At 75.3% G+C, this 26,484-nt stretch carries 21 protein-coding genes; 6 read left to right on the top strand and 15 right to left on the bottom strand.

Annotation, left to right across the window (positions count from 1 at the left end):
* The coding region (locus ADL22_RS36565) for a hypothetical protein (protein ID WP_234430931.1) at positions 1–207 on the top strand (207 nt) is incomplete at its 5' end.
* A 194-nt stretch (positions 208–401) separates the two neighbouring features.
* Here ADL22_RS36565 and ADL22_RS31535 read toward each other — a convergent pair.
* A complete protein-coding gene (locus ADL22_RS31535) occupies positions 402–1,409 on the bottom strand; it encodes a stage II sporulation protein M (RefSeq protein WP_066987701.1) in 1,008 nt (335 codons plus the stop codon).
* A 155-nt stretch (positions 1,410–1,564) separates the two neighbouring features.
* On the opposite strand from ADL22_RS31535, the gene ADL22_RS31540 reads away from it, so the two are divergent.
* Positions 1,565–2,494 carry an RDD family protein gene (locus ADL22_RS31540; protein WP_066987703.1) on the top strand — a complete coding sequence of 310 codons (930 nt, stop codon included), beginning with the start codon at positions 1,565–1,567 and terminating at the stop codon, positions 2,492–2,494.
* 145 nt (positions 2,495–2,639) lie between these two features.
* Here the strand turns inward: ADL22_RS31540 and ADL22_RS31545 are convergent, their stop codons facing one another.
* From ADL22_RS31545 to ADL22_RS31580, 8 genes are all read right to left on the bottom strand, one after another.
* Positions 2,640–3,254: a hypothetical protein gene (locus ADL22_RS31545; protein ID WP_066987705.1), complete on the bottom strand. Its 615-nt coding sequence runs from the start codon at positions 3,252–3,254 to the stop codon at positions 2,640–2,642.
* A 183-nt stretch (positions 3,255–3,437) separates the two neighbouring features.
* Positions 3,438–4,895 (bottom strand): adenosylhomocysteinase, encoded by a 1,458-nt coding sequence (gene ahcY / locus ADL22_RS31550; RefSeq protein WP_066987707.1) that lies wholly within the window; start codon positions 4,893–4,895, stop codon positions 3,438–3,440.
* Positions 4,896–5,210: 315 nt separating this feature from the next.
* Positions 5,211–6,155 (bottom strand): cation diffusion facilitator family transporter, encoded by a 945-nt coding sequence (locus ADL22_RS31555; RefSeq protein WP_066987709.1) that lies wholly within the window; start codon positions 6,153–6,155, stop codon positions 5,211–5,213.
* Between the two features lie 127 nt (positions 6,156–6,282).
* On the bottom strand, positions 6,283–7,485 hold the full coding sequence (gene manA / locus ADL22_RS31560; protein ID WP_066987711.1) for a mannose-6-phosphate isomerase, class I: 1,203 nt from the start codon (positions 7,483–7,485) through the stop codon (positions 6,283–6,285).
* 84 nt (positions 7,486–7,569) lie between these two features.
* Positions 7,570–8,706 carry an SIS domain-containing protein gene (locus ADL22_RS31565; protein ID WP_066987713.1) on the bottom strand — a complete coding sequence of 379 codons (1,137 nt, stop codon included), beginning with the start codon at positions 8,704–8,706 and terminating at the stop codon, positions 7,570–7,572.
* Positions 8,707–8,750: 44 nt separating this feature from the next.
* On the bottom strand, positions 8,751–8,948 hold the full coding sequence (locus tag ADL22_RS31570) for a Trm112 family protein (protein ID WP_066987715.1): 198 nt from the start codon (positions 8,946–8,948) through the stop codon (positions 8,751–8,753).
* Positions 8,949–9,080: 132 nt separating this feature from the next.
* Positions 9,081–10,439, bottom strand: coding sequence for a phosphomannomutase/phosphoglucomutase (locus ADL22_RS31575; protein ID WP_066987717.1), 1,359 nt, complete (start codon positions 10,437–10,439; stop codon positions 9,081–9,083).
* Positions 10,440–10,567: 128 nt separating this feature from the next.
* Positions 10,568–11,014 (bottom strand): DUF3499 domain-containing protein, encoded by a 447-nt coding sequence (locus tag ADL22_RS31580; RefSeq protein ID WP_079064582.1) that lies wholly within the window; start codon positions 11,012–11,014, stop codon positions 10,568–10,570.
* A gap of 258 nt (positions 11,015–11,272) precedes the next feature.
* On the opposite strand from ADL22_RS31580, the gene ADL22_RS31585 reads away from it, so the two are divergent.
* Entirely contained in the window at positions 11,273–11,731 is a 459-nt protein-coding gene (locus tag ADL22_RS31585) for a metallopeptidase family protein (protein ID WP_199836418.1), read from the top strand.
* Between the two features lie 115 nt (positions 11,732–11,846).
* Here ADL22_RS31585 and ADL22_RS31590 read toward each other — a convergent pair whose 3' ends face one another.
* The 3 genes from ADL22_RS31590 to ADL22_RS31600 all read right to left on the bottom strand — a co-directional run bounded on the left by ADL22_RS31590 (position 11,847) and on the right by ADL22_RS31600 (position 17,852).
* Positions 11,847–13,457 carry a DUF5719 family protein gene (locus ADL22_RS31590; RefSeq protein ID WP_066987721.1) on the bottom strand — a complete coding sequence of 537 codons (1,611 nt, stop codon included), beginning with the start codon at positions 13,455–13,457 and terminating at the stop codon, positions 11,847–11,849.
* Positions 13,454–17,269 carry a glycosyltransferase gene (locus ADL22_RS31595; RefSeq protein WP_066987723.1) on the bottom strand — a complete coding sequence of 1,272 codons (3,816 nt, stop codon included), beginning with the start codon at positions 17,267–17,269 and terminating at the stop codon, positions 13,454–13,456. The genes ADL22_RS31590 and ADL22_RS31595 overlap by 4 nt, the downstream gene beginning before the upstream one ends.
* 319 nt (positions 17,270–17,588) lie before the next feature.
* A complete protein-coding gene (locus tag ADL22_RS31600) occupies positions 17,589–17,852 on the bottom strand; it encodes a WhiB family transcriptional regulator (RefSeq protein WP_003983763.1) in 264 nt (87 codons plus the stop codon).
* Positions 17,853–18,580: 728 nt separating this feature from the next.
* Between ADL22_RS31600 and ADL22_RS31605 the strand changes: the two genes are divergently transcribed.
* The 3 genes from ADL22_RS31605 (at position 18,581) to ADL22_RS31615 (ending at position 22,131) form a co-directional block, all read left to right on the top strand.
* The gene (locus tag ADL22_RS31605) at positions 18,581–19,225 is read left to right on the top strand and encodes a cysteine dioxygenase (RefSeq protein WP_079064583.1); all 645 of its coding nucleotides are present in this window, start codon (positions 18,581–18,583) and stop codon (positions 19,223–19,225) included.
* 198 nt (positions 19,226–19,423) lie between these two features.
* Positions 19,424–20,383: a 2-phospho-L-lactate transferase gene (gene cofD, locus ADL22_RS31610; protein ID WP_066987725.1), complete on the top strand. Its 960-nt coding sequence runs from the start codon at positions 19,424–19,426 to the stop codon at positions 20,381–20,383.
* A gap of 299 nt (positions 20,384–20,682) precedes the next feature.
* Positions 20,683–22,131, top strand: a complete 1,449-nt coding sequence (locus ADL22_RS31615; protein WP_234430932.1) for a coenzyme F420-0:L-glutamate ligase — start codon at positions 20,683–20,685, stop codon at positions 22,129–22,131.
* Positions 22,132–22,459: 328 nt separating this feature from the next.
* Here ADL22_RS31615 and ADL22_RS31620 read toward each other — a convergent pair whose 3' ends face one another.
* From ADL22_RS31620 to ADL22_RS31630, 3 genes are all read right to left on the bottom strand, one after another.
* Positions 22,460–23,365 (bottom strand): DNA-3-methyladenine glycosylase family protein, encoded by a 906-nt coding sequence (locus ADL22_RS31620; RefSeq protein WP_066987729.1) that lies wholly within the window; start codon positions 23,363–23,365, stop codon positions 22,460–22,462.
* A gap of 418 nt (positions 23,366–23,783) precedes the next feature.
* Positions 23,784–24,866, bottom strand: coding sequence for a sugar phosphate nucleotidyltransferase (locus tag ADL22_RS31625; RefSeq protein ID WP_066987730.1), 1,083 nt, complete (start codon positions 24,864–24,866; stop codon positions 23,784–23,786).
* Between the two features lie 503 nt (positions 24,867–25,369).
* The coding region (locus ADL22_RS31630; protein WP_066987731.1) for a peptidoglycan recognition protein at positions 25,370–26,484 on the bottom strand (1,115 nt) is incomplete at its 5' end.

The following is a 26,484-nucleotide window of genomic DNA, read 5'->3' on the forward strand; positions in this document are numbered from 1 at the left end:
CTTACCAGATCCGTTTCCGTCTCTGGCCCCCTGCTGGAGCGGGGTCCGGCCGTTCCGCTTTCGCTTTCCGGCCTTTCCGACTTTATCAGATCTTCTTTCGTTCCGAACCGCGTGGCGGTCGGGGTGAATTCCGTTCTGGATTACCCATCGGAGGGGTTTTGCCTTTCGGCTTTTTCCGACTTTATCAGAAGGTGTTCGATCCAATGATCGAGCGGGCTTCCGTAAGAGGTCGGTGCGCCCCGCCGCTTGAATGTGCGGCCGGAGCGGAGATTGAGACTAACCGTCGCTGCCGGACCTGTCCAGTCCGTCGCAACCGTTTGAATCTACCTCCCCCAGCAGCCCGTGTCAACGGGTCGCTGGGACGAAGAGGAGATTAGCAGGTCAGCGGGGGTGCGCGCACATCAGGCGGCGGTGGGGAGGAGGGCGTCGCGGTCGGCGGCGTCGAGGTCGCCGGTCTCGCCGGCGCGGACCGCGCGGCCGCCGAGCACGTAGACGTAGGTGAGGAACGCCAGCTCGGCGAGGACGCCGATGCCGATGCGGGCCCAGGTGGGGAGGCCGGAGGGGGTGACGAAGCCTTCGAGGAGGCCGGAGACGAAGAGGACGGCGGCCAGGCCGATGGCGACGCCGAGGGCGGCACGGCCCTCCTCGGCGAGGGCGGTGCGGCGGGTGCGCGGGCCCGGGTCGATGACGGTCCAGCCGAGGCGGAGGCCGATGCCGGCGGCGACGAAGACGGCGGTCAGTTCGAGGAGGCCGTGCGGGAGGATCAGGCCGAGGAAGGTGTCGAGGCGGCCCGCGGAGGCCATCAGGCCCAGGCCGGCGGCCAGGTTGAGCATGTTCTGGAAGAGGACCCAGAGGACCGGGAGGCCGAGGAACGCGCCGAGGACCAGGCAGAGGGCGACGGCTTGGGCGTTGTTCGTCCATACCTGGGCGGCGAAGGCGGCGGCGGGGTGGCTGGAGTAGTAGGTCTCGTACTCGCCGCCGGGGCGGGTCATCTCGCGGAGTTCCTGGGGGGCGCCGAGGGTGGCCTGGACCTCCGGGTGGGCGGCTATCCACCAGCCCATGAGGGCAGCGACGGCGACGGAGAGCACCGCGGTGGGGATCCACCAGTGGCGCAGGCGGTAGACGGCGGCGGGGAAGCCGGTGGTGAAGAAGCGGGCGGCGTCCCGCCAGGAGGACTTGCGGGCGCCGGTGACCTTGCTGCGGGCGCGGGCCACGAGGGACGTGAGGCGGCCCGTCAGGGCGGGGTCGGGGGCGCTGGAGAGGAGGAGGGAGAGGTGGGTGGTGGTGCGCTGGTAGAGGGTGACGAGTTCGTCGGCCTCGGCGCCGGTGAGGCGGCGCTTGCGGTTCACCAGGGTTTCCAGGCGGTCCCAGTCGGCGCCGTGGGCCGTGACGAAGACATCGAGGTCCATAACGGGGTCGCTCCTCGCAGCGCGGTGGGTGGGTGCCGGGTCAGCTTGGCAGACTGGCCGGGCGCGGGGCCGTGGTCCTCCCCCAGGGGAAGCGCGCCGGAAGCGGTGGCCGCAGGGGCGGGCGCCGGGAATTCAGGGCGAGAGGGAGTGGGCGGATGAGTCAGCTGGTGACGGGTGAGGCCGTGGTGCTGGGACTGCGGCCGGCCCGGCTGGCGAGCCGGGGGCTGGCGGTGGTCGTGGACCTCGCCGTGGCCTGGGCCGCGTACATCGCCGTGACGGTGGGGATGGTGACCGCCTTGTCGTCGATGGACGAGGCGGTGCTGGCGGCGGTGACCGTGGCGACGTTCGTGCTGGTGCAGGTGGGGATTCCGATCGCGGTGGAGACGCTGAGCCACGGGCGGTCGCTGGGGAAGCTGATCTGCGGGCTGCGGGTGGTGCGGGAGGACGGCGGGCCGATCCGGTTCCGGCACGCGCTGGTGCGGGGCGCCATGGGGGCGATCGAGATCGTGATGACCATGGGGGTGGTGGCGTCGATCGCGTCCCTGGTGTCGGCGCGGGGGCGGCGGCTGGGGGATGTGTTCGCCGGGACGCTGGTCGTACGGGAGCGGATACCGGAGGCGGAGGCCGGCCGGGTGCTGCTGCCGGCGCCGCCCCCGTGGCTGGCCGGGGAGGTCGGCGGGCTCGATCTGTCGCGGGTCCCGGACGGGTGGTGGCTGGCCGTGCGGCAGTACCTGGGGCGGCTCGGTGAACTGGAGCCTCAGGCGGGTGCGGCGATGGCCTGGCGGCTGGCCGCGGATCTGCGGGGCTTCACCGGGGCGGAGGTGCCGGCGGGGGTGGATCCGACGCTGTATCTGGACGCGGTGGTCCGCGAGCGGCAGGGGCGGGAGTCCCGGCGGGCCTTCGGGAGCGGGGGCATGGGCGGGGGCGTCGGCGTGGCCTCGGAGGGTGCGCCGCTGGGTGGCGGCCCGGTGGCGGGCGCGGGGGCTGCGGTTCCGGGTGCGGCGGTCCCTGGGGCGGGGGTTCCGGACGAGGGGCGGGGCGGCGAAGTGCCGCGCAGGGGAAGCGGGTTCGCGCCGCCGGCGTGAGGTGGGGGCGGGCGCGGCCGGCCCCGCGGCGCGGCCTCGGTTGTGCGCCCCGCGCCCGGCGGACCCATCGTCCGCCCCGCGCCCGGCGGCCCTGCCGTCTCCCCCTATGAGCCCCGAGCCGACCCGGGCCCGTACCGCCGTCCGCTCAACTGAACGCGGACGGCGGGGTGTCCAGGGATTCCAGCTCGATGCCGGGGGCGGCGAGGACGACGTCGCCGGCGAGGTGGACGGTGTGCTGTTCGCCGGTTTCCAGGTCGGTGACCTGGTACTCGTCGGCGACGAGGGGGGCGTTGTCAGTGGCGTGTGGTGTGCTGGAGAGCAGGGCCCAGGACTGGTCGAGGGTGCGGGGCGCGAGGACGGGGGGTGTGAGGGCGACGAGCCGGACGCGGACGGCGCCGGCGCCGAGCGCGGGGCGCAGCAGGCGGGCGGTGGCGACGAGGAAGGCCGGGGAGGCGCCGGTGAAGGCGTGCGCGGGGGCGTTGCCCTCGGTGGCGTGGGCGCCGGTGGGGTCGGTGCGGACCCAGGTGACACCGTCGAGGGCGGCGCCGCGGACCTGCCAGGCGCGGGCGTGGAGTTCGAGGCGGATCGGGCGGCCGAGGTCGTCCAGGGTGAGGTCGACGGAGCCGGTGTGCTCGCCGGCGGTGTCGAGGGTCTGGGAGACGTAGCGCCAGCCGGAGGGGCCGGTGGCGCAGTGGAAGTGTTCCTCGCCGAGGGGGGTGTGGTCGTGCGGGTCGTGCAGGGAGTAGTGGCCGCGGGGCATGGGGGTGCAGTCCTTGGGACGGGGGGCGGTGTCCGGGCGCGGGTGGCGCGGGGGTTTCCGGGGACTCTACGGGGCCGGTGCCCGGGGGCTTTACGGCGCAGGCCCCCGCCGGGAGGGCGGGGGCCTGGTGCCGGCGGCTGCCGGTGGTGCCGGGGGCCGGCCCGGGGAGGGGCCGGCGGCGGCTCAGTAGCGGTAGTGGTCGGACTTGTAGGGGCCCTCGACCTTGACGCCGATGTAGGCGGCCTGCTCCGGGCGGAGGGTGGTGAGCTTGACGCCCAGCGCGTCCAGGTGGAGGCGGGCGACCTTCTCGTCCAGGTGCTTGGGCAGGACGTAGACGTCGGTGGGGTACTGCTCGGGCTTGGTGAACAGCTCGATCTGGGCCAGGGTCTGGTCCGCGAAGGAGTTGGACATCACGAACGAGGGGTGGCCGGTGGCGTTGCCGAGGTTGAGCAGGCGGCCCTCGGAGAGCACGATGATGGCCTTGCCGTCGGGGAAGGTCCAGGTGTGGACCTGCGGCTTGACCTCGTCCTTGACGATGCCGGGGATCTTCGCCAGGCCGGCCATGTCGATCTCGTTGTCGAAGTGGCCGATGTTGCCCACGATCGCCTGGTGCTTCATCTTGGCCATGTCGGAGGCCATGATGATGTCCTTGTTGCCGGTCGTGGTGATGAAGATGTCGGCGGTCTCGACGACGTCGTCCAGGGTGGCGACCTGGTAGCCGTCCATCGCGGCCTGGAGGGCGCAGATCGGGTCGATCTCGGTGACGATGACGCGGGCGCCCTGGCCGCGCAGGGACTCCGCGCAGCCCTTGCCGACGTCGCCGTAGCCGCAGACGACCGCGACCTTGCCGCCGATGAGGACGTCGGTGGCGCGGTTGATGCCGTCGACGAGGGAGTGCCGGCAGCCGTACTTGTTGTCGAACTTCGACTTGGTCACGGCGTCGTTGACGTTGATCGCCGGGAAGAGCAGGACGCCGTCGCGCTGCATCTCGTACAGGCGGTGGACGCCGGTGGTGGTCTCCTCGGTCACGCCGCGGATCTCGGACGCGAGCTTGGTCCACTTCTGGGCGTTCTCGGCGAGGGTGCGGTTGAGCAGCTCCAGGATGGCGCGGTGCTCGTCGTTCTCGGCGGTCTCGACGGCGGGGGCCTGGCCGGCCTTCTCGTACTCGACGCCCTTGTGGACGAGGAGGGTGGCGTCGCCGCCGTCGTCCAGGATCATGTTCGGGCCGCCGGTGGGGGCGTCCGGCCAGGTCAGGGCCTGCTCGGTGCACCACCAGTACTCGTCGAGGGTCTCGCCCTTCCAGGCGAAGACCGGGACGCCCTGGGGGTTCTCGGGGGTGCCGTTCGGGCCGACGGCGATGGCCGCGGCGGCGTGGTCCTGGGTGGAGAAGATGTTGCAGGAGGCCCAGCGGACCCGCGCGCCCAGGGCGACCAGGGTCTCGATCAGGACGGCGGTCTGCACGGTCATGTGCAGGGAGCCGGTGATCCGGGCGCCCTTGAGGGGCTGCTGGTCGGCGTATTCCCGGCGGATCGCCATCAGGCCGGGCATCTCGTGCTCGGCGAGGGTGATCTCCTTGCGGCCGAAGGCGGCGAGGGAAAGGTCGGCGACCTTGAAGTCCTGGCCGGTGGCTGCTGTCGTCATTCGGGCTGCTCCTCGGATGTCGAGGTCGGTCGGGCAATTCGGGCAGTCTGCGGCGCGGGTCGGGGTCCGGAGATCGCGTCCGGGCGCACCGAGCCTACGTGGGGGCCGGTACACCTCTCCCCTTGCCGCAGCGCAGTCCGTCGGAGGCCCTCTCTCCCTCGGCCGGTCCGCGGTGCGGGCCGCCCGACCGCCATCAGCAGCGACGTCTGGCACTGGAGTCGAATTTACACCGATCGGGTCCGCGGCCCCATATCGCGTGGACGTTGGCCGGTTCCGATCGGTGGGCGGCGGCCGCGCGGCGGGCGGCGGGGCGGGTCAGCCGGCGGCGGGCGGGGCCTGGGCGGCGGCGCGCTCGTCGTAGATGTCGGGTTCGAGGTAGATGACGCGGGCGATCGGGACGGCCGCGCGGATGCGGGCCTCGGCGGCGTCGATGGCGCGGGCGATCTCGGCGGCGGTGTCGTCGTGGTGGACGGCGATCTTGGCGGCGACGAGGAGTTCCTCGGGGCCGAGGTGGAGGGTGCGCATGTGGATGACGCGGGTGACGGCGTCGCCGTCGACGAGCGCGGCGCGGATCCGGGCGACCTGCTCGGGGCCGGCGGCCTCGCCGAGCAGCAGCGACTTGGTCTCGGCGGCGAGGACGAGGGCGATCAGGACGAGCAGCGCGCCGATGCACATGGTGCCGATGCCGTCCCAGACGCTGCTGCCGGTGGCGACGGTGAGGACGACGCCGCCGAGGGCGAGGACGAGGCCGATGAGGGCGCCGAAGTCCTCCAGGAGGACGACGGGGAGTTCGGGGGCCTTGGCGCGGCGGATGAACTGGACCCAGCTCTGCTTGCCGCGCAGCTCGTTGGACTCCTTGACGGCGGTGCGGAAGGAGAAGCCCTCGGCGATGACGGCGAAGACCAGGACGCCGACGGGCCAGTACCACGCTTCGAGGGGCTGGGGGTGCTGGATCTTCTCCCAGCCCTCGTAGAGCGCGAAGACGCCGCCGACGGTGAACAGGACGATGGAGACGAGGAAGCCGTAGACGTAACGCTCGCGGCCGTAGCCGAAGGGGTGTTCCTCGGTGGCGGCGCGCTGGGCGCGCTTGCCGCCGAGGAGCAGCAGGCCCTGGTTGCCGGAGTCGGCGAGGGAGTGGACGCCTTCGGCGAGCATCGAGGACGAGCCGCTGAAGGCGAAGGCGACGAACTTGGCCGCGGCGATCGCCAGGTTGGCGCCCAGCGCCGCAACGATCGCCTTGGTACCGCCGGATGCGCTCATGGGTGCGCCGTGTCCCTTCCGTAGACCGGGCTTTACCGCCCCTTTAATGGCTGTGCGGCGGTCATTGTCGCAGCCCGGCCGGCGGGCGCGGCGGGGAGGCCGCCCCCGGGCGCCGCCCGGCGGTGCGTCAGACGGCGACGGTGGCGCGGAAGAGGGTGCCGTCGCCGGTGGCGGTGAGGTGTTCGCCGGCGGGCGCGAAGACGGCGGTGCCGGGGGTGAGGGCGGCCTCCCGGGTGGTGCCGCGATCGCTGGTCAGGCGGACGGTGCCGGCGGTGCACAGCAGGATCTGCGGGGGTCCGGCGGGCAGCGGGCGGGCGGCGGCGCCGGGGGCGAGGACGAAGCGGGAGAGCCGGAATTCGGCGGTGCGGGTGTCGTAGACCTCCTCGCCGCCGGTGTCCTCGGGGCGCAGCACGCCGGCGTCGCGGGGTTCGAAGCGGACGACGCGGAGGAGTTCGGGGACGTCGATGTGCTTGGGGGTCAGGCCGCAGCGCAGGACGTTGTCGGAGTTGGCCATCAGCTCGACGCCGAGGCCGCTGAGGTAGGCGTGCGGGACGCCGGCGCCGAGGAAGAGCGCTTCGCCGGGCTGGAGGACGACGTGGTTGAGGAGCAGGGCGGCCAGCACGCCGGGGTCGCCGGGGTGGTGGTGGCCGAGGGTGGCGCAGGCGGCGTAGGCGGCGGCGTACGGGCCGCCCTTGGGCGCGAGCTGCGCGGCGGCGGAGGCGGCGCGGTCGGCGGTATCGGCGACGGCGTGGCGTTCGGCGCCGAGGACGGCGGTGAGGACCTCGCGGAGGGCGGCCGGGCCCGGTTCGGCGCGCAGGATGTCGGCGTACGGCTTGAGGTCGCCGACGCCGAGGCCGTCGAGGAGGTCGGCGGCCTCGGCGGGGTGGCGGAAGCCGCACAGGCCCTCGAAGGGGGTGAGGGCGCAGATGAGTTCGGGCTTGTGGTTGCGGTCCTTGTAGTTGCGGTGGGGGGCGTCGAGGGGGATGCCGCGGGCCTCCTCGGCGGCGAAGCCGGCCTCGGCCTGCGCGCGGTCGGGGTGGACCTGGAGGGAGAGCGGGGCGCCGGCGGCGAGGAGTTTGAGCAGGAACGGCAGGCGGGGGCCGAAGGCGCGGACGGCGGCGGGGCCGAGTTCGGCCTCGGGGTCGGCGGCGATGACGTCGGCGAGGGAGACCGGGCCGCGGCCGCGGTCGAGGCGGGCGGGGGCGGCGGGGTGGGCGCCGAACCACATCTCGGCCTGGGGTTCGCCGGTGGGCGGGGTGCCGAGGAGGTCGGGGAGGGCGGTGGTGGAGCCCCAGGCGTAGGGGCGCACGGTGGTGGCGAGGCGGTCCATGGGGGGCTGCTTCCTACAGGGTGCGGGGGCCGGCCGGGGTGCGTCGGGCCGGCGGGGCGCCGCCGGGCGGCCCCGCCGCCATGATCACCCGGTGCCGGCGAGCGCGAGGTAAACGGCGCCGAAATCGGCGATGGCGAGGAGTTCCGCGGCGCGTTCGAGATCGCTGCCGGGGCCCGGTTCCAGCTCGCTGAGGGGGGTGTCGCGTTCGTCGGCGAGCTGCTGGGCGGCGCGGGTGGCCGACAGCGCGTCCGGGGCGCGTTCGCGGAGCAGGACGATCCGGGCGTGCAGGGCGGCGGGCTGCTCGACGCGGTCGCGGAAGAAGTCGTCGGGGTCGGCGCCGGCGGCCAGCGCGCCGGCCAGCAGGGTGCGGTGGGTCAGCAGCGCCTCGGGCAGCTCGGCGGCGAGCGCGGGGCGGCCGGCCAGCCCGGCGAGCTCGGTGGCGAAGTGGCGGCCGACGGCGGCGGCGAGCGGGCCCTCGCTCCAGATCAGCGGGAGCGCGTCGGCGAGGTCGGCGGCGAGGGTCTTGCCGGGGTTGGTGTACGTGGGGATGGCCGGGCCGCAGCGTTCGGCGATCCGGTCGAGGTGGTCGGCGAGCGCGGTGAGGGCGTCCGGCGGGGCGCTGATCAGGCCGATCCGGTCGGCGAGCGCGAGCAGCGGGATGAGCACGGACCACAGGGTGCCGGGGGCGGCGGGCGGGGCGCCCTCGACGTCGAACTCGGCGTCGTAGGCGGTGGTGGCGAGCGGTACGGCCAGGCCGCGGGCCTGGATGACGGCGTCGGCGAGCGGGCCGCCGGCGGGGGTGACGGCGACGACGGAGCAGCCGCGGCGGTACGCCTGCTCGACGAGCTCGGCGAGGCCGGGGTCGGCGGCGTCGGGGCCGGCGAGCAGGAGGAGGTCGGTGGGGCCGGCCCAGCCGGGGAGGGTCCAGCGCAGTGCGCCGGGGACGGGGGCGACGCCGGTGGGCGTCACGAGGCTGACCGGGCAGCTGCCGCCGCTGAGGGCGCGCAGCAGATCGGCGACGCCGGCGGCGGCCGGGCCGGGGCCGGCGATCAGGACGGCGCGGGGGCGGCCGTCCGGGGTCAGTTCGCCGATGCCGGCCTCGGCGGCGCCGCGGACGGCGGTGCGGACCCGGGCGCCGGATTCGGCGACGCCGCGGAGCAGGCCGAAGCGGTCGGCGCCGGCCAGCGCCTCGGGTGCGTCGAGCAGGGACTCGTCGAGCATGGTGGCGCGGCCTCCGTTTCGCCGGTGGGCGGGCTGGTGCCGGGTCAGGCGGCGGTCGGGGAGCCCTGGGGGGCGGCTTCGTCGACGAGGAGGACGGGGATGCCGTCGCGGACCGGGTAGGCCAGGCCGCAGTCGCCGGAGGTGCAGACCAGGGTGGCTGGGTCCGCCGCGGTGCGGTCCTCCAGCGGGGCGTGGCAGGCCGGGCAGGCGAGGATCTCCAGCAGGCTGGCTTCGACGGGCATCGGGGCTCCTTCGGCGTGGTTGCGGCGTGGCCAGCGTACCGCCGGTGCGGGGGCCGGGGCCTGCCCGGCCGGGCCGCCCCGCCGGGCGGGAGGGGTGGCGGGCCGGGCGGCGGGCGGCCCGCCACCGGGCGGTCAGCCGCGGATGATCGCCAGGGCCTCGTCGCGGACCCGGTCGACGGTGGCGCGGTCGCGGGCCTCGGCGTTGAGGCGCAGCAGCGGTTCGGTGTTGGAGGGGCGGACGTTGAACCACCAGTCGGGGGCGGTGACGGTGAGGCCGTCGAGCTCGTCGAGGGTGATGCCGTCGCGGCCCTCGTAGGCGGCCTTGACGGCGGCGAGGCGGGCGGTCTGGTCGTCGACGGTGCTGTTGATCTCGCCGGAGGCGGCGTAGCGGTCGTATTCGGCCACGAGTCCGGAGAGCGGGCGGTCCTGTTCGCCGAGGGCGGCCAGGACGTGCAGGGCGGCGAGCATGCCGGTGTCGGCGTTCCAGAAGTCGCGGAAGTAGTAGTGCGCGGAGTGCTCGCCGCCGAAGACCGCGCCGGTGCGGGCCATTTCGCCCTTGATGAACGAGTGGCCGACGCGGGTGCGGACGGGCGTGCCGCCGTGCTCCTTGACGACCTCGGGGACGGACCAGGAGGTGATGCAGTTGTGGATGACCGTGCCGCCGGGGTGCTTGGCCAGTTCGCGGGCGGCGACCAGGGCGGTGATCGCGGACGGGGAGACCGGGTCGCCGTTCTCGTCCACGACGAAGCAGCGGTCGGCGTCGCCGTCGAAGGCCAGGCCGAGGTCGGCGCCGACGGCGCGGACGCGGGCCTGGAGGTCGGTGATGTTCTTGGGGTCGAGGGGGTTGGCCTCGTGGTTCGGGAAGGAGCCGTCGAGCTCGAAGTAGAGCGGGTCGAGGTCGAGCGGCAGGTCCGCGAAGACGGTGGGGACGGTGTGGCCGCCCATGCCGTTGCCGGCGTCGACGACGACCTTCAGGCGGCGGATGGCCGACAGGTCCACCAGGGTGCGCAGGTGGGCGGCGTAGTCGGCGAGGACGTCGCGGCGGGTGACGGTGCCGGGGCGGGCGGCCGGCTCGGGGGCGCCCTGCTCGCGCCAGCGCTCCACCAGGGCGCGGATGTCGGCCAGGCCGGTGTCCTGGCCCACGGGGGCGGCGCCGGCCCGGCACATCTTGATGCCGTTGTACCGGGCGGGGTTGTGCGAGGCGGTGAACATCGCGCCGGGCAGGCCGAGGGCGCCGCTGGCGTAGTAGAGCTGGTCGGTGGAGCACAGGCCGATCTCGGTGACGTCGGCGCCGCGGCGGGCCGCGCCGCGCGCGAAGGCGCCGGCCAGGCCGGGTGAGGAGGGCCGCATGTCGTGCCCGATGACGATCGCGCCGGCGCCGGTGACCTCGGCGAAGGCCGCGCCGAAGAGTTCGGACAGGGTCTCGTCCCACTGGTCGGGGACCACGCCGCGCACGTCGTACGCCTTCACGATCTGCGACAGATCAGTCACAGCCAAGCCCTCCTGGAGTCGCGTCGGAGTCACAAACCTACCCGCACGTTGTGTACGGGAGCCGTGAACGAGCCGGGTACGGGGCGGAACGGGCCGGTGACAGGGCGGCGCGGCGGGTCAAGGACCGGTCAGGAGTCGGGTGAGCGCAGGACCCGGAGGTGGCCGCGGCGGGCGACCTCCATGGGGTGGCCGTCGCGTCCGGTGGGGGCCGGGGTGTCCGGGCCGCCGGCGGCGCGCTCCTGGGGGCGGGCGGCCTCGCGGACGGCGTTGGCGAGCGCTTCGAGGTCGTCGCCGCTGGGCCGGGCGGGGCCGGCGTCGAGGGCGAGGCGGACGACTTCCCAGCCGCGGGGGGCGGTCAGGCGCTCGGAGTGCTCGGCGCACAGGTCGTAGCAGTGCGGCTCGGCGTAGGTGGCGAGCGGTCCGAGCACGGCGGTCGAATCCGCGTAGACGTACGTCAGCGTTGCGACGGCGGGGCGGCCGCACGCAGTGCGCGAACAGCGACGTACAGGGCTCACGACGTTGGACGGTACCGCACTCTTGAGCGGGCCGCGACGACTCCGCCCCGGCTCACCCAACCGTGTCGTCCCGCTTCGTCCGATGCGTCTGACCTGCGCCCGGTGGCCGGGGGCGGCGGGGGGCCGGACGGGTGACGCGGCGGGGCGGGCAGAGACCCCTCCCGAGGTGGGGCAATTCATGTCAATACGCGGTGGTGGAACGGTCGGAGGCGGGTCCGCAAACGATCCGAACCGGGTCCGTTCCGGTCACCCGGCGACAAGTGGCGAGTTGTCGCACAACGCCGTACGCGCCCTGCCCGGAGGGCTACGCTCGATCTGATGGACAGCCCCGTACCTTCCCGTCCGCCGGCGCCGCGGCCCCGCCACCGCGACCGGCACGGCCGCGGCATGCGCGGCCCGATCGCGCCGCCGCAGGTGCCGCTGTCGGTGTCCCGCGCCGACGCGTTCACGGATCTCGTCTACGACTCCCGGGACCGCCTGGAGCGGCGCTGGCCGCAGCTGGCGCAGGTCGACTTCCTGGTGCTGGAGGTGCCGGGCTTCGGCCCGGACGGCGACCCGGACCCGCTGGCGGACGACGAGGCCGTGCCGCTGGGCCGGGTGCTGCCGGCCACCGGCCCGCATCGCGACCGGATCGTGATCTACCGCCGGCCGGTGGAGATCCGCGCCAAGGGCCGCGACGAGCGGGCGCTGCTGGTGCACGAGGTCGTCGTGGAGCAGGTCGCCGACCTGCTGGGGCTGGCACCGGAGTCGGTGGATCCGCGGTACGGGCAGGAGTGAGCGACCCGGGGGCGGCCCCCGTGGCCTGGTGGCGGAGGGCACGTGCCCTGGGGGCGGCGCGGTGGCGCGTGCCCCGGGGGCGGCCGGATGGCGCGCGCCCCGGGGCCGCCGGGTGTCACCGGGTGAGCAGGGACAGGTCCTGGCCGGCGGACGGGACGACCACCGAGCCGCGGTCGTCGGGCACCGGCTGGATGGTGAAGGCCGGCACCCCGCCCTGCGGCAGCGCCAGCATCCGGGCCGCGTAGACCGGGCCGCCGCCGGGCCGGGGCGCGAGGGTCAGCGCGTAGCCGCCCTTGAGGCCGGCGGGCTGCGGCGGGGTGACGGCCAGGGTGGTGCCGCCCTTGACGGTGTACGTCCGGGAGGCCGGGGTGCCGCCGTCCGAGCCGGCCGAGGCGGTGACCGTCACCGTGGCGTCCTTGCCCTTCTGCGGAGCAACCAGGTAGAGCGTGCTGCCCTTGTCCCGGTTGTCGGCGGCGGTGCCGCGCGCCTCCAGGGGGCGGGTCGCCGGGACGAACGCCATCTCCTGGCTGTCGCCCTTGCCCCGGACGACCCGCGCGGCGGCGGTCACCGGGGCGGCGGACTCGGTGTCGTTGGGCGTGAGGACCAGCGAGCCGGCCTCGCCCTTGGTGACGTCCTTGAGGTCGGCGGTGACCGTCATCCCGCTCTTGACGTGCAGCGAGTCCAGCCCCGCCGGGGTGATCAGGCCGGTCTTGGTGGCCAGTTGGACCTTGACGTCGGCGTCGGAGTCGCCGGGGGCGACCACGGTCAGCTGGACGTCGGCGGCGTCGGCCGGGATACCGGGCAGGACGGCGGACGGGGCCGGGTCGGCGGCCGGCGGCAGCCAGTCGCCGCCGTGCGTGCCGTCCGCGGCCTGCACGGCCGCGCCGATCCGGCCGGAGCGGGCGGTGACGTGCAGCGCGGCGCCGTCGACCGGGGTGCCGGTGAGGGTGGACAGCAGCACCGGGACGGTGGTGTGCGGCGGCACCGTGATGTCCTCGCCGCCGCCGGCCTTCAGGGAGCCGTCCTTGCCCAGCAGTTCCAGGTCCACGACGGCCGGCACCGGGTCGGGGTTGGTGAGGTGGACGTAATCGGTGCGGCCGGACGCGGTGCTCACCCCGGGGAACCAGAACTGGGTGTCCGGGGCGGTGCAGCTCAGCCCCTGGAGGCCGCGGCCGGAGCCGGCCGCGATCGCGGTGGTCTGCTGGACCGTCCAGCCGGGCGCCAGCGGCCCGTCCGCGGAGCCGGTGAGCGCCGGGGCGTCGGCGCTGTCGGTGGCCGCCGTGGCGGGCTTCCCGGCCTGCTGGAGGGGCACCACGGGCTTGGTGTCGGGCGGCGGGACGGTCCGGGACCCGCCGGCGTCCGCGCCCCCGGCCGCGCCGCCCTTGGCCCCCTTGGCGTCCTTGCCGTCCTTGGCGTTCCGGCCGCCCTTGCCGGCCGGGTTGCCGCCGCTGTCGGCGACGGTCCCGGCGGGCAGCAGCTGGGCGGTGCCCTTCCCGGTGTCCGCGCCGGCCCCGGCCCCGGACGGCGCGAACGCGGTGTACGTGGTCTCGGCCACCTCGGACGAGCTGGGCGCCGGGCAGACCAGGGTGGACCGCTGGACGGGCAGCCGGGTGCCGCCCGCGGGCGCGGCGGCCGGGGCGCCCCCGGGGGCCGCGACCGCGGCGACCCCGGTGACGGCGGCCAGCGCGGCGGCCGCGGCGGTCAGGGACACAATCGTGCGCTTCACTGCTGCTCGCTCCCGTCACGGCGCGGCTCGGGGAAGGCGCCGGGGTACGTCGTGCCGTCGTAGGGCTGCTGCTGGTACGGCGCGGGCTGCTCCTGCCCGGCACCGGGGTAGAGCTGCTCCGGCCCGGCACCGGGGTAGGACTGCTCCGGCCCCGTACCGGGGTGGGGGTGGGCCTGCGCACCGTAGCCGTACGGGTCGTAGGCGCCCGCCTGGTAGGGGTCGGCCGGGTAGCCGCCGGGCTCGTAGCCCTCGGAGGGGTAGCCGGCCTGGTAGGGCGCGGCCTGGTAGGGGTCGGCCACCGGGGCGGCCTGGTACGGATCGGCCACCGGGGCGTGCGGGTCGGCCGGAGCCTGGGCGGGGGCCGTCTGCCAGTCCTCGTAGGAGGGCTGGGCGGGCACCGCGGCGTACGGGTCGGCGGGCGCGGGCTCCGCCACCGGGGCCGGCGGGGGCTCCTCGCCCGTGCCGGCGGTGGTGGCACCGGCCGGCGCCGCCGCGGCGGCCTCGGCGCGGTCCCGGAGCCGGCGGGCCCGGCGGCCCTCCCCCGCGGCCGGTGCCGCGGCGGCCGCGGCGGCCTCCTCGGGCAGGTCGTCGTCGACCTCCCGGCGGCGGCCCGGCAGCGCCATCACGACCAGGACGAGCGCGAGCAGGCCCTGGGCCCACAGCCACAGCGTGTGGCCGAGCGGGGCGTCGTGGGTGAGGTCGAGCCGGCCGCCGCCGGACGGCAGCTGGAAGCCCTGCGCCCAGCCGTCGACGGTGACGGGCTTGAGCGGGGTGCCGTCGAGGGTGGCGTGCCAGCCGTCGTCGGCGGCGTCGGCGATCCGCAGGACCCGGCCGGCGGGCCCGGCGGGCAGCTTGGCGGTGTGCGCCTCGACCGGCCCGGCCGGGACCGGCACCGGCGCGGCCGCGTCGCCGCTGCCGTCGCCCTCCTTGTTCTGCCCGGGCACGATCGCGACCCGGGAGACCCGCTGGTCGACCCGCCACAGGGCGCTGCCGTCGTCCTGGCTGAGCCGGGTCAGGCCCGGGGTGGCGTCCAGGACGCGGCCCATCTCGCGCGGGGCGCCCTTGCGGACCAGGACGTAGCGGACCGCGTAGCCGCCGAGCCGGTCGGTCTGGTCGGCGCCGGACCCGGCCACCAGGTGCGCGACCACGGCGTCCAGCTTGGCGTCCGGACCGGCCTCGGCGGCCAGGTCGGCGTCCCCCAGGCGCGCGCCGGAGCCGCGGACCAGGGAGTACGCGACCTTGCCGGGCGTCCCGTCCAGGACGAGCGTGCGGGCCTGGTCCGAGGTGGAGGACTCCTCCGCGACGAACGCCGGGACCTGCGTGGGATCGCGCCGTTCGACCGGCCCCGCCGCCCCGGTGATCATCCAGCTGACCGCCGCGTACAAGGGGGCGACCAGGCAGGCGACGGCGATCAGGACCGCGGCCGGCTGCTTCCAGCCGAAGCCGAGCGCGGCCATCCGGGTGCGGATGCCCTCGGCGCCCACCGCGGCCGCGCACAGCAGCGCCAGCCCGTAGACGAGCATCGCCGGGCCGGTCCAGCCGGAGGCGTTGCCCAGCGCGGCGCACAGCAGCCCGGTCAGGGCGACCGCCCAGGCGGTGCGGACGGCGGTGCGCCGCTCGTCGCGCAGGGTGGCGCCGAGGGCGGCCAGCACGATGCCGAGCAGCAGCGCCCCGCCGACCGCCTTGGGCCCGCCGGGGCTCAGCCCCACGAGGTCCAGGACGGACGCGGACCCGGCGCCGAAGTCCAGCCCGGCCTCCCGGAAGAACCGCGAGGGGTGCGCCAGCAGCGCCAGCGACCAGGGCGCCAGCACCACCAGCGGCGCCACCGCCACGCCCAGGAACCGCAGCAGGTACGCCATCCACACACCCCGGCTGCCGTCGAGGAACCGCAGCACCAGCAGCGCCGCGCCGAGCACCACCGCGATCGGCCAGACGATCGGCGTGAAGGCGGTGGTGACGGTCACCAGCAGCGCGTACGCCCAGGCGGCGCGCCAGCTCGGCCGGGTGCCGGGGGCCAGCCGCAGACCACTGGCGGCGACCGCGGCGCGGGCCATCAGGGGCAGCAGGACGGCCAGCACGGCGGTGCCCAGCCGGCCGCCGGCCAGCGCGCCGGTCGCGGCCGGCAGGAACGCGTAGGCGACCGAGCCCCAGGCCCGCAGCAGCCGGGAGGCGACCAGCGGGCGGGACGCGAAGTAGGCGGTCAGACCGGCCAGCGGCACCGAGCAGACCAGCAGCAGGGTCAGCGTGAAGCCCGTACTGCCGAGGAAGACCGTGGAGAGCGCGGCCAGGACCGCGAGGTAGGGCGGGGCGGACGCGGTGTCGCCGACGCCGACCGGATGCCAGCCGCCGGCGTACGACGACCACAGGTCGCCCAGGCCGCCCGGGGCGGGCAGCAGCGCGCCGCCGGCCAGGGAGCCGCCGCCGAGCAGTCCGCGGCAGGCGATCAGCGAGACGACCAGCAGGACGAGGAAGAGCACCGGGGCGGGCCGGCGGGCGATCCGCTTGAGCCGGGCGAACTGCTCGATCTCCAGATAGTCGGCGTCGTCGCCCCCGGGGCCGGACTCCACGGCCCCGTGGCGCCCGGAGGACGCCACATCGGGCGCGGCCCGGCCGGCGAGGTTGCCGGCGACCTGTTCGACGGTGGCCCGGACGGTGGCGCCGGGCGGCGGGAACAGCGCCCGCAGCTCGCCCGCGTCGGCGGACGGTTTCCCGCGCCGCTTGCGGGCGGCGAGGATCTTGCCGGGCCGCAGCAGCGTACCGAACAGCCCGGCGAGTTCGTCCAGCGCCTGCCCGGGGACCTTGCCGACCAGGTAGGCGACGACCCGCAGCAGCGTCCCGATGAGCAGCCGCAGCAGGGTGTACGGGACGAGCGCGCCGCGGGTGTTGGCGAGCAGGGTGTAGACCGCGCCCGCCTTGTCGACGCGGTGCGGGCTGGCCACCGAGCGGCCGGCGCAGTCGATCGGGCGGCGCTCCCGGGCGGCGGCCTCGGCGTGCCGGAGCACCGCGTCCGGGGCGATCAGGACCTGGTGGCCGGCGGCCTGGGCGCGCCAGCACAGGTCGACGTCGTCGCGCATCAGCGGCAGCCGGCGGTCGAAGCCGCCGAGCTGCTCGTAGACGTCGCGGCGGATGAGCATGCCGGCGGTGGAGACGGCCAGTACGGGGCGGACCTGGTCGTGCTGGCCCTGGTCCTGTTCGCGGCGGTCCAGGCCGGTCCAGCGGCGGCCGCTGCGGGCGATGGTGACGCCCGCTTCGAGCAGCTGCCGGCGGTCGTACCAGCTGCGGAGCTTGGGGCCGACGATGGCGGTCGAGGGGCTGGCGTCGGCGACCCGCAGCAGGGCTGCGAGGGCGTCGGGGGCGGGCGCGCAGTCGTCGTGCAGCAGCCACAGCCACTGGACCGGTTCCCCGTGCGGGAGTTCCGGCATCTCGTACGCCTCGTCGTGCCAGGTGCGGCTGACCGGGTCCCAGCCGCTGGGGCGGCGCAGGTAGGGCAGCTCGTCGGGGCCGAGGACGGGGGCGGTGCGCACGGCTTCGTCGACGGCGGTGCCGAAGCCGGAGCGGCGGGCGAGGTGGAGCACGCGGTCGTCGCCGATCGCCTCGGCGAGGAGCCGGGCGGAGTCGTCGCCGCTGCCGGTGTCGGCGCCGATGACGTTCTGGACCGGGCGTTCCTGGCCGAGGAGTCCGGCCAGTGCGTCGGGCAGCCAGCGGCCGCCGTCGTGCGAGACGATCACGGCGGTGACGACGTGTCGCGGGAACTCGGGTGTGGCGGCTGCGTACGGGGCGGCCTGGGCCGCCGGCTGGCTGTGCACGGACATCGAGGTACGGGCCCTCCGGACCCGGGGGTCCGGGGCCCGCGGCGAAGTCGCTCAAGGCCCCCGCCCCCGGAAGACACTGCGACGGACTACGAGGGACACGCGCACCCCGCGCCGGCGGCGTTGGCGTGTCTCGGACGGGGCCCCACACTAATGCTTCGCGCGGCGGCGCCGACCGGCTCCGTACACAGCAGACCGCCTCCGGCGGGCGGGGCGCCGGAGGCGGTGCGTTCGCTATAGGGGGATATGGGGAGTTGGGGTGGTGCGGCGGCGTGGTCGGCGCGGCCGCGCGGTGCGGGTACGGGGGGCCGGCGGGTCACGGTCAGACGGCGGCCTTCTTGAGCCGGCGCCGCTCGCGTTCCGACAGTCCGCCCCAGATACCGAAGCGTTCGTCGTTGGCGAGGGCGTATTCGAGGCATTCGGACCGGACTTCGCAGGCGAGGCAGACCTTCTTCGCCTCGCGGGTGGAGCCACCCTTTTCCGGGAAGAAGGACTCGGGGTCGGTCTGGGCGCACAGTGCGCGCTCCTGCCAGCCGAGCTCCTCGTCCGCCTCCTCGACCAGCAATTCCTGGAACAGCTCGGTCATGTGCGCCCCTCGTCTGTCTTTACGTCCCCGTGATCAAGCCGTGATCGAATTCGGCTGAACGACACGAGTGAAATTACAAGTGTGCTGATCCGGGCCAGTCAAGCCGAGATCTGCTATTGGGCCTCTTATTCACTCTGCGGAACCAAGCGCGTGCGGAAAGTGTTCAAATCATGCAAAACCAGGACACTTCCCCGGGCGCCGGTCCGAGGTCCCGTTCCGCGGTGTTCTCACCGGCCAAGACGCCGCGGAACGGGTCGTGCGTTGCACCCGGGACGCCGAAGCGGGGAAGATCACAGCCGGATCACAGGTCCGCAACGGCGCCCGCGGGCGCGGTTGGTGGACCGCTTGTCCCCGACCCGAGGTGCATAAACCTTTCTCCGGACGGAGTAACCGGAAGAGGTGAACCCCGCCTCACACCTCTCCCCCCGTTTGACAGCGCACCGCCGCCCCGTGTCTCCTTGACCGCATGCCAGCGACCCCCGCGCACCGACTGACCCGCTCCTTCGGGTCGCGCTGCGCCGTGCAGGCCCGCTGTCGCTGTTCCAGCTGTCGCAGCCACTGAGCTCCAGCCCCCCGCGCCCGCGCATCCCGCGGCGCACCCCTCCCCCGCGACCACCGCGCCGCGCCCCCCACCAGGAACGGCCCGCGCCGTGCCGCACCCCTCTTCCAGCCACCGCTGGCCGGGGACCCCCGCGCGCCACCCGCACTTCCGCCCGAGGAAACCGCCCATGAACAGCGACGTCCAGATCGCCGGCGACCCGCTCGCCCTCCCCCACCTCCTGCCGCCCGTCCCCGCCCACCCCGCCACCGTCGCCGGCTTCGTCGGCCTGGCCCGCTCGATCGCCGCCGACCGCGCCCGGTGGGCACCGCTCGTCCGCTACGACGCCACCACCCGCTGGTACCACCGGCTGCGCACCGTGCCCGCGGGCCCCGGCGCCGGGCAGGCCCCCCTCGGCTACGAGGTCTGGCTGCTGAGCTGGCTCCCCGGCCAGGGCAGCGGACGCCACGACCACGGCCCCTCGTCGGGCGTACTGACCGTCCTGGAAGGCGAGTTGACCGAACACGGCCCGAACGGCACCCGGGTCCTCTCGGCCGCCGGGGCCGCCGGCCGGGGGCGGGAGCGGGAACGGGAGCGGGTCTTCGCGCCCGGCTACGTCCACGAGGTCGTCAACGACGCGCTCGTACCGGCGGTCAGCCTGCATGTGTACTTCCCGGGGCTGACGGAGATGCCGATGCGGCCGGGTGGCGGGCAGGTCGGGGCCTTGGGGGCACCGGGGGCGGCGGGTGTGCCGGGTGTGCTGGGTGCGTCTGCTGGGGCTGGCGCGGTGGTTGGTCGTGGGGCGGCGGAGGCTGCGGGGGACGTGGGGCGCTGACGGTTGGCCGGCGTCTGGCACGGGGCCGGCTGATGGCTGGCTGATAGCTGGCTGTTGGCTGGCCGCTGTCTGGGGGCGCTCGGCGGCACCCGTCGTAAACCCGTCGTAACCCGGGGGTGGTGGCGTGCCGCTCCGCACCCGGGGCGCACCCCACCCGGGGGGCACCGCGGCATCCCGCCGGCTGCAACACTTACCGGCATGCGCATTGTGGTTCTGGCCGGCGGTATCGGCGGCGCCCGCTTTCTGCGGGGACTGAAGGCAGCGGCTCCGGACGCGGACATCACCGTCATCGGCAACACCGGCGACGACATCCACCTGTTCGGACTGAAGGTGTGTCCGGACCTGGACACCGTGATGTACACGCTCGGCGGCGGCATCAACGAGGACCAGGGGTGGGGGCGGGCCGCCGAGACGTTCCGGGTGAAGGAGGAGCTGGCCGCGTACGGCGTCGGCCCCGAGTGGTTCGGGCTGGGCGACCGGGACTTCGCCACCCACATCGTGCGGACCCAGATGCTCGGCGCCGGCTATCCGCTCAGCGCCGTCACCGAGGCGCTGTGCGACCGCTGGCAGCCCGGCGTGCGGCTGCTGCCGATGTCCGACGACCGGGTCGAGACCCATGTGGCCGTCGAGGACGAGAACGGCGAGCGCAAGGCCGTGCACTTCCAGGAGTACTGGGTGCGGATGCGGGCCTCGGTGCCGGCGCTCGCCGTGGTACCGGTCGGCGCCGAACAGGCCAAGCCCGCCCCCGGCGTCCTGGAGGCCCTCGCGGCCGCCGACGTCATCCTCTTCCCGCCGTCCAACCCGGTCGTCAGCGTCGGCACGATCCTGTCCGTACCGGGCATCCGGGAGGCGGTCGCGGAGGCCGCGGCTCCGGTCGTCGGCCTCTCCCCCATCGTCGGCGACGCCCCGGTGCGCGGGATGGCCGACAAGGTGCTGGCGGCGGTCGGCGTGGAATCCACCGCGGCGGCGGTGGCCCGGCACTACGGCGCGGGCCTGCTGGACGGCTGGCTGGTGGACGAGGTCGACGCGGCCGCCGTCCCCGAGGTCGAGGCCGCCGGCATCGCCTGCCGCGCGGTCCCCCTGATGATGACGGACCTGGACGCCACCGCGGCCATGGCGCGGACGGCGCTGGCGCTGGCGGCGGAGGTACGGGCGTGAGGGGGGCGGGGGAATCGGCCTCGGGGGCCGGTGCAGGTGCCGGTGCGGGTGCGGGTGCAGTAGCGGCTGTGGGTGCGGGGGCAGCTGAAGCTGAAGCTGCTGCTGGGGTTGCGGTTGCGGGGGTGGCTACGGGGTCGGGAGTGGTGGATGTGGCTGGGGATGTGACTGGGGTCGCGGCTGAGGGTGTGACTGGGGTCGCGGCTACGGGTGTGACTGGAGGCGTAACCGAGAAGATTGCTGCGGATGTGGCTGAGGGGGTTGCTACGGAGGTTGCTGCGGACGCGGTGACGGGAGCCGGCGTGGCGGGTGAGGCACCCGGCTACCGGGTGTGGGCGCTGCCCGGTATCCCGGAGGTGCGGCCCGGCGACGACCTCGTCAAGCTGGTCGCGAGCGCGGTGGCCACCGGGCCGTCGCCCCAACTGGCCGACGGGGACGTCCTGTTGGTGACCTCCAAGATCGTAAGCAAGGCGGAGGGCCGGATCGTCGAGGCGGACGACCGGGAGGAGGCGATCGACGCCGAGACGGTCCGGCTGGTGGCCCGCCGCGGCACCCTGCGGATCGTCCAGAACCGCCAGGGCCTGGTGATGGCCGCGGCCGGCGTGGACGCGTCCAACACCCCGTCCGGCACGATCCTGCTGCTGCCCGAGGACCCGGACGCCTCGGCCCGCGCGCTGCGCGCCGGGCTGCGCGAGGCGCTCGGCGTGAACATCGGCGTGGTCATCACCGACACGTTCGGACGGCCGTGGCGCAGCGGACTGACCGACGTCGCCATCGGGGCGGCCGGGGTGCGGGTCCTGGACGACCTGCGCGGCGGCACCGACGCGTACGGCAACCCGCTGGTCGCCACGGTCGTCGCCACCGCCGACGAACTCGCCGCCGCCGGCGACCTCGTGAAGGGCAAGGCCACCGGCCTCCCGATCGCCGTCATCCGCGGCCTGCCCCATGTCGTACTGGATCCGGCGGCCGGCGACGGGGGCGATGGGACGGCCGGTACGAGCGACGTGGGCGGCGCGGGTGTCCCGGCGGGCGGTAACGGGGACGCGGGCGAGCCGGTGGTCGGCAATGAGGTCGTAGACGGCCCGGCGGGGGACCCGGGGGCGCGGGCGCTGGTGCGGGACGCGGCGAACGACATGTTCCGGCTGGGCACGTCGGAGGCGATCCGGGAGGCGGTGACGCTGCGGCGTACGGTCCGGGAGTTCGCCGACGACCCGGTGGACCCGGGTGCGGTGCGGCGCGCGGTGGCCGCGGCGCTGACCGCGCCGGCCCCGCACCACACCACGCCGTGGCGGTTCGTCCTCCTGGAGACCCCGGAGGCCCGCACCCGGCTGCTCGACGCGATGCGGGACGCCTGGGTGGCCGACCTGCGCGCCGACGACAAGTCGGAGGAGGCCATCGCCCGGCGCGTACGCCGCGGCGACGTGCTGCGCAACGCGCCATACCTGGCCGTGCCCTGCATGGTCCTGGACGGCGCGCACCACTACCCGGACGCGCGGCGCAGCGCTGCGGAACGCGAGATGTTCATCGTCGCCAACGGCGCCGCCATCCAGAACTTCCTGGTCACGCTGGCGGGCGAACGGCTCGGCTCGGCGTGGATCTCCTCCACCATGTTCTGCCGCGACGTCGTCCGCGCCGCCCTGGACCTGCCGCCCGACTGGGAACCCATGGGCGCCATCGCCATCGGCCGCCCGGCCACCCCTCCGGCGCCCCGCCCGGCCCGCCCGACCGACGCGTTCGTCACGGTGCGCTGAGCCGGGGCGCCGGGACGCCGGCCCCGCCCGGGGGGGCGTCCCGGGGCGCTCTGGGGTGCCCCTGCCGCTGGACGCTCCCCGGGGCGCCGGGGCGCTCCATGGGGCGCCCGTGGCCGGGGCGGGGCCGGCGGCCGAGGGGGCGTGGGGGCGTGGGGCCGGGAGCCGGTCCGCCGCTCGCGGCCGAGGGCCGGCCCGGCACCACGGCGCTGGCCCGACCGGCCGTGGGCCAGCGCCGCGGTGCCGTGGTGCCGGGGCGCCGTGCTGCCAGGGCCTCGGTGCCGAGCGACGCCACGGCGGTGGCGTGTGGCGTTCCCACCTCGGCTCGGCGTCACAGCCGGGCGATGTCCCCCACCGGGAAGCGCGGGGCGCGGCGGGGCGGGACCAGGCCGGAGAGCAGGATCATCCGGGCCGCGCGGTGGCGCTGGCCCTCGTAGGGCGCGAGGAGTTCGAGCATCTCCTCGTCGGTGGTGCCCCGGCGGCCGGTGAGCGCATAGCCGATGATCTTCGGCAGGTGCAGATCGCCGACGGTGATCGCGTCGGGGGCGCCCAGCACGCGCTGGAGGGTCTCGGCGGCCGTCCACGGGCCGATGCCCGGTATCGCGGTCAGCCTGCGGGTGGCCTCGGCGAGGTCCATCCCCGCGGCCTCCTCCATACGGGCCGCCACCCGCACCGCGCGCAGGATCGCCGACGACCGCTTGGCGTCGACGCCCGCGCGGTGCCACTCCCAGGACGGGATCAGCGCCCAGCCGCGCGCGTCGGGCATCACCCGCAGCCGGTCCCAGGGGCCGGGCGCGGGCGTGCCGTGCCGCTGGAGCAGCAGCCGCCAGGCGCGGTACGCCTCGTCGCTGGTGACCTTCTGCTCCAGCACCGAGGGGATCAGCGACTCCAGCACCAGGCCGGTGCGGACGAGGCGGACGCCGGGGTGGCGGCGGCGCGCCTCATGGACGACGCGGTGCCGGGCGGTCAGCGCCTCCGGGTCGTCGGACTCGCCGAGCAGCTGCGGCAGGCGCTCCAACAGCCACTCCGCGCCCGGGCCCCAGGCGGTCGCGGTGACGCGGCCCTCGGCGGACCGGGGCACCAGGCGCAGCGTGCCGGGGCCGGCGGGGGTGCGGCTGGCCCGCCAGATCTCGTCGCCACGGACCGCGTACGCCGGGTCGCCGGGCCCCCGGCACAGCACCCCGAGGGAGCGGTGCAGGTCGTACGGGCCGGGCGGGACCCAGGTGCGGGCGGGCATGCGGCCAGGTTAGGCGATCGGGGCGGCGGGCCCGCCGGGGTGTGGATAACCGCCGGGGAGACCGGCCATGGCCGCCGCAGTCGCGGGCCACCGCCGGGGGCGGGCGGCCGCCGGGGGCGCTCCGGCGCGGGTGGCGCACTGGCGCGGGTGGCGCGCTGGCCGCAGGACGGTCAGCGGCGGCGGCAGGCGCGGCGCGGCATTGAGGTGGGCGGCATTGAGGCGGTGGGTGCGGCGGGCGTGAGTGGCGTTGGGTCGTGGCGGTGCGCCCAGTAGTGGAGGTGTGTGCGTGCTGGGCGGAGGTATGGGTGGCGGGTTGGGGGCCTCGCGCGCTTGCTGCTTCCTTATCACTCGCAACGAATACGGAGAGTGATTCGTTCCCTACTCGATTACGTTGCGTGAGAAAGATAGTAGCAGCGGGTTACTGGTCGGGGGAGAAGCGGAGGGAGTGGGCGGGGATGTCGGCGTGGCACCAGATGCGGATGCCGTGGCGGAGTTCGTTGCCGGGGCCGATGGCCGCGCCGTCGCCGATGACCGCGCCGTCCAGGATCGTGCCGGCGCCGATGCGGGCGCCGGCGCCGATGAGCGAGTCGCGGATCTGCGCACCCGGTTCGATGACCGCGCCGTCGAGGACGGTGCTGCCGTCCACCCGGGCGCCCGCGCCGATGCGGGCCCCCGTCCCGACCGAGGTGCCGCCGGTGAGTTTGGCGTCCGGGGCGATGTCGGCGCCCTCCAGGACGAGGCGTTCGCCGCGGCGGCCGGGGACGGCCGGCGACGGGGCGCGCCCCAGGACGAGGTCGGCGGAGCCGCGGACGAACGCCTGCGGGGTGCCGAGGTCGAGCCAGTACGTGGAGTCGACCATGCCCTGGAGGTGCGCGCCGTCGGCGAGCAGGCCGGGGAAGGTCTCGCGTTCGACGGACACCGGGCGGCCGGCCGGGATGGTGTCGAGGACCGCGCGGTTGAAGACGTAGGCACCGGCGTTGATCTGGTCGGTGACGATCTCCTCCGGCGTCTGCGGCTTCTCCAGGAAGGCGGTGACCCGGCCGGTCTCGTCGGTCGGGACGAGCCCGAAGGCGCGCGGGTCCTCGACGCGGGTGAGGTGGAGGGAGACGTCGGCGCCGGTGGTGCGGTGGGTGTCGAGCAGGGCCCGGATGTCGAGGCCGGTGAGGATGTCGCCGTTGAAGATCAGGACCGGGTCGCCGGGCGCCGAGTGGAGCCGGGACGCGACGTTGCGGAGGGCGCCGCCGGTGCCGAGCGGCTCCTCCTCGGTGACGTACTCCAGGTGCAGGCCGAGCTCGGAACCGTCGCCGAAGTACGGCTCGAAGACCTCGGCGAGATAGGACGTCGCCAGCACGATGTGCTCGACGCCGGCGGCGCGGGCGCGCGCGAGCTGGTGGGTGAGGAACGGCACACCGGCGGCCGGGACCATCGGCTTGGGCGTGTGCACCGTCAGCGGGCGCAGCCGGGTGCCCTTGCCGCCGACCAGGAGGATCGCTTCAGTCACTGTGCTCTCTGTTCGCTTCGTCCGCCGGCAGGGCGGCTGTGGGGGCATCGGCGGCGGCCCGTCCCGGCGGCGGGGCGTGCGGCGTTCACGGTGCTCGTTCTGCTTCCTGCTGGTCGGCTCGGCTGGGCTTCCCGGGCTGGGACGGGGCGGGTCGGATCGGGTCGGTCGGCTCGGGCTTCCCGTTTCGGACCGTACGACCCCTACGGGTTGTAGGGGCTGTACGGGCCGTACGGGGTGTACGAGTCGTACGGGTTGTTCTGGTCGGTCGGGCGGCGGACCAGTGTAGGCAGACGGTGCCCCGGGGGGCCTCGGTGGGGACGCGGGGAGGCGTGAGGGGAGGCGGAGAGGGGCAGCGGCGCGCGGGGGCGCGGCGGGTCAACGGCCGTGTGGCGGCGGCGGTTGGGGCACGGCTTGGCCCCTGGTCGGCGGGGGCTTACGACGGTCCGGGGCGCCGGGGGTTTACGACGGTCCGCTGTCGGCGGTCGGCTCGCTCAGGGCGTTCGTCAGCGGCCCTGGAGGCGGGCCGCCGTTTCGCGGAGGGCGGGGAGGTCGGCGTAGAGGCGGGCGCCGGGGCATTCGGTCTTGAAGCCGTCGCGGTGGCCGGAGATGACGTGCTGTCGGACGACCAGGCCCTTGCGGTAGAGGTTGCCGCCGGTGGAGGTCATCGGGGTGCGGCCGCGCGGATCGGCGCCGTACAGGCCGAGTTTCCAGGCGGTGAGCCGGCCGAGGGCTTCGAGGGCGGGCGCCGGCGGCGCGTCCTTACCGAACGAGCCGAGCAGGGCGATGCCGGTGCTGTCGTTGTTGAAGCCGAGGGTGTGGGCGCCGAGTACGGGTTTGGCGACGCCGCCGGCGCGGCCCTCGTAGATGGTGCCGCATTTGTCGATGAGGAAGTTGTAGCCGATGTCGCGCCAGTGGCTGCTCTTGACGTGGTAGCGGTACAGGCCGCGGATGACCGAAGGGGCCTGGGCGCAGGTGTAGTTGTTGCCGGTGGCGCTGTGGTGGACGAACGCGGCGCGGACGGTGCGGGTGTAGACGAAGCGGGCCTCGCGGAGTTTCTCGTCGGCTCCCCAGCCGGCGCGGGTGACGATGCGGGGGCGGGCGCCGATGTGGACGGGTCCGGCGGGGACCCGTTCGCCGGCGGCGGGGATGTCGGTGCGGGCGGCGGTGGCCTGGTCGGCGGCGGGGATCTCGGTGGCGCCGAGCGGGGCCAGCGGGGCGTTCGCGGCGGAACTGGCGGCGGCTTCCGCGGTGGCGGGCGGGCCGCCGCGTACGACGGGGGTGTCCGGGCCGGGGTCGACGAGTTCCAGGCGCAGACCGCGCGGCAGGGCGGCGGTGACGCGGTGGGCGTCGGGGAGGGTGAGGCGGAGCTGGACGGCGTCGCTGACGCCGACCCACAGGGGGGCGGTACTGCCGCGCGCCGCGGTGCCGCCGCCCTCGCCGGCGCCCGGGTCGGGGGCGTCGTCGGTGCCGGTCTGGAGCTCCTGCCAGGCGGACCAGGCGCCGCTGTCGTGGGCGCGGGTGCGGACCTGGGCGCGGCCGTGCAGCGGGGCGGCCGCGTCGTCCCAGACGACGCCGACGAGGGAGAAGGGGTGGACGGCGCGGGCGGTGAGGGTGCGGG

The sequence above is a fragment of the Streptomyces sp. NRRL F-4489 genome (genome assembly GCF_001509485.1).
GTDB lineage: Bacteria > Actinomycetota > Actinomycetes > Streptomycetales > Streptomycetaceae > Streptomyces.

Coding starts and splice junctions, on each gene's coding strand:
- ADL22_RS31540 (WP_066987703.1), top strand. CDS start 1,565: ATGAGTCAGCTGGTGACGGGTGAGGCCGTGGTGCTGGGACTGCGGCCG.
- ADL22_RS31605 (WP_079064583.1), top strand. CDS start 18,581: ATGAACAGCGACGTCCAGATCGCCGGCGACCCGCTCGCCCTCCCCCAC.
- ADL22_RS31555 (WP_066987709.1), bottom strand. CDS start 6,155: ATGAGCGCATCCGGCGGTACCAAGGCGATCGTTGCGGCGCTGGGCGCC.
- cofD (WP_066987725.1), top strand. CDS start 19,424: ATGCGCATTGTGGTTCTGGCCGGCGGTATCGGCGGCGCCCGCTTTCTG.
- ADL22_RS31620 (WP_066987729.1), bottom strand. CDS start 23,365: ATGCCCGCCCGCACCTGGGTCCCGCCCGGCCCGTACGACCTGCACCGC.
- ADL22_RS31545 (WP_066987705.1), bottom strand. CDS start 3,254: ATGCCCCGCGGCCACTACTCCCTGCACGACCCGCACGACCACACCCCC.
- ADL22_RS31570 (WP_066987715.1), bottom strand. CDS start 8,948: ATGCCCGTCGAAGCCAGCCTGCTGGAGATCCTCGCCTGCCCGGCCTGC.
- ahcY (WP_066987707.1), bottom strand. CDS start 4,895: ATGACGACAGCAGCCACCGGCCAGGACTTCAAGGTCGCCGACCTTTCC.
- manA (WP_066987711.1), bottom strand. CDS start 7,485: ATGGACCGCCTCGCCACCACCGTGCGCCCCTACGCCTGGGGCTCCACC.
- ADL22_RS31595 (WP_066987723.1), bottom strand. CDS start 17,269: ATGTCCGTGCACAGCCAGCCGGCGGCCCAGGCCGCCCCGTACGCAGCC.
- ADL22_RS31565 (WP_066987713.1), bottom strand. CDS start 8,706: ATGCTCGACGAGTCCCTGCTCGACGCACCCGAGGCGCTGGCCGGCGCC.
- ADL22_RS31535 (WP_066987701.1), bottom strand. CDS start 1,409: ATGGACCTCGATGTCTTCGTCACGGCCCACGGCGCCGACTGGGACCGC.
- ADL22_RS31600 (WP_003983763.1), bottom strand. CDS start 17,852: ATGACCGAGCTGTTCCAGGAATTGCTGGTCGAGGAGGCGGACGAGGAG.
- ADL22_RS31585 (WP_199836418.1), top strand. CDS start 11,273: ATGGACAGCCCCGTACCTTCCCGTCCGCCGGCGCCGCGGCCCCGCCAC.